Consider the following 2419-nt stretch of genomic DNA (forward strand, 5'->3'; position numbering starts at 1 on the left):
AAGAAAGTGTTGAAGGTTGTAGAACGTGTCATGAGAAAAGAAGCTGTATATGGGATAGATGGATTTCCACCTGCGTGTTTAGGAATATGGCATCAGCCGAAACGTCCGATTAGCCGGAAAGAAAAAAATAAGAGATAGTTAGTGAATCTATTTATTAGATTCCTAATACAATAGGAAATTCAAGATTTTAAATGATGTCAAAGGAGAAACGAATGAAAAAAATAAGATTATTAAGTTTGGCTATGGTATGCAGTATGCTGTTTTGCACACCTGTAATGGCGGCAGAAATAACAACGACTGAAGATGCTGTAATTGAGAATAACCCAGAAGTAGTTACTGAGTCTTTGGAGTCAGTTAAGTTAGAAGAAATGTCTCCTATAAGTTTATCCGAGGAACAATATGATGTCTTGTCTGATGATGAAATCCAAACATATGGAACAACTCCAGATGATTATGAAGAAAATGATTCACCTACTACAGCATTTTCATATAGCAAGGTTGAAACATTAACGACTCAAGTAACCAGCAATAATGATTTATATCGTTTAGGAATGAAAGCGGCAGGGCTTCATTCAGAAACAGATGAAGATTGGTTTTACACTTCATTAACTGCGGGTGAAACATATTTTGTAGATTTACGAAATGTTGGACGCAGAGATTGGTATATAGAATTATATTATTTGGGTGAAGATTTAGATTCCTCATATTTTTATTCAACAAATCCTGAATATAATAGTGTTTATAAAGGAGCTGCTGAAAAATACTTTTATTTTACTGCAAAAGATACCGGTAAATTTTACATAAGGATTTGTAGTGGAAATGATTGGGTAGATTCCATGTATTATTTCTTCTATGTTGGTCCTGCTATACAAACTTTTGATATTGTAGATATGCCAACATATGGAGGGGTAAATCTTTTTGGAACTGCGTATCAAACTTATACATGTGATTTGAGAAATGCGTTTCCATCTACAACAGCAATAATAAATATTAATTTATCTGATTCCTTCTCAAAAGGAACATGTTCACACCTGAGTAAATATATGAGTGCAGGAGGAAGAACATATTACAATACACCAGGTGACAATGCAATTAAGAGCATAACCAATGCTTCAATAGGTCAATTATGGACATTTGGAGCAAAATGTTCACAAAATACGCATAGTGGAGTGCATTGGTCGGGAAGAATTAATGGAAAGTTTAAGTGTATTATGGAGCCATATCCGGGTAATGAATTAGATTTATAAAAAGTATTTCATGTAGGAGTCAGAGCATATTACTGACTCCTATGCAGAAAGGAGAACAATTTTATGAGTATAACGAAAGTTGGAAGTTCCTATAATTTCATTTATAACACAAAGACAGGTAAATTATCTACAAAAGATGGCAGCAAAAATGAATTTGTTGATTTTTGCAATGGAGATGTAAAGGGAGAAGATACAGAGACACTGAATCATTTTGATGAGCATACAAGATATCAGTTTACAAGAATGCTGTTTGCATATGGAACCGGAATGACCGGACAGAATCCTTTTGCCAATGATGAGAAAGTCGAGATTACAGCGGATATAGACAGTGCAACCCATACTTCCTTTTATGTGAATGGGCAGAAAGCGTTTACGGCAATTACGGGTATGTCATATCTCCCATCCGAGATTCAAACCTTTGGAACCGTACAGCAGCCATTTAAAACCAGAGGGTACAAACCATATGATCCCAGTACAAACAGTATCACGATTGGGGTTGGAAGCAGATTTAATCTTGGAAATGGATACAGCATGACGGTACAGGAAGATTTTGTCTGGGGCGAGGGCTATGGAAACGGAAGCAAGGCAGATGATGAAAGATGCAATATGATGATAGGTGGTCTGAACTCCCTGATACATTTTGCGGATCAGCAGTATTTTTCAAGTATGACAGATACATACACCGATTATATTTTAGATTTTCTTGCGTCACAGGGAGTGGATACAAGCAGAGAATTTGTGATAAACGGGACACATTGCGAACTGGTAAATGGGAAAATACGTGAAGTTGGTAACGATTATGTGGTGCCTAGTTCCATTCAGCAGAAAGCAGTGAAAAGATATGAAGAAAGTATGTCACAGCTTTTGAATAGCGGAACTTGGTATAGATGGTCATAAAAGTAATAGATCACTTGGACCGTTATGGAGAGTGAATAGATTCCGAATGACAGAGGAATGAAAATAATTGGAGGTTGAGATGATGCAATCAATATCAAGTTATATTAATCCCAATACAAGAGCACTTACATCTAATCTAAGATGAACCTTAAAAAAGTGATTTGTAGCAAGCAAATCACTTTTTTTGTCATTTTCTGCAAAAAAAGGTCACTTTCTGCAATAGATATTGTTTTGTAAACAGATAAAGTTATACTTAATCTGGCAGGAGGCATAAC

3 protein-coding genes are annotated in these 2419 nt (G+C 35.7%); all 3 read left to right on the forward strand.

Annotated elements, in window-relative coordinates; translation table 11 throughout:
• Positions 1-6: 6 nt before the first annotated feature.
• On the forward strand, positions 7-138 hold the full coding sequence (locus DW981_RS14420; RefSeq protein WP_118508227.1) for a cyclic lactone autoinducer peptide: 132 nt from the start codon (positions 7-9) through the stop codon (positions 136-138).
• Between the two features lie 74 nt (positions 139-212).
• Positions 213-1247, forward strand: coding sequence for a hypothetical protein (locus DW981_RS14425; protein ID WP_055195965.1), 1035 nt, complete (start codon positions 213-215; stop codon positions 1245-1247).
• Positions 1248-1310: 63 nt separating this feature from the next.
• Positions 1311-2144, forward strand: a complete 834-nt coding sequence (locus DW981_RS14430; RefSeq protein ID WP_055195966.1) for a hypothetical protein — start codon at positions 1311-1313, stop codon at positions 2142-2144.
• Positions 2145-2419 lie beyond the last annotated feature (275 nt).

It is taken from the genome of Clostridium sp. AM49-4BH (assembly GCF_003478335.1).
GTDB lineage: Bacteria > Bacillota > Clostridia > Lachnospirales > Lachnospiraceae > Butyribacter.

Excerpts from the sequence above, each read along its gene's own strand:
- DW981_RS14430 (WP_055195966.1), top strand. The coding sequence starts at position 1,311 with ATGAGTATAACGAAAGTTGGAAGTTCCTATAATTTCATTTATAACACA.
- DW981_RS14425 (WP_055195965.1), top strand. The coding sequence starts at position 213 with ATGAAAAAAATAAGATTATTAAGTTTGGCTATGGTATGCAGTATGCTG.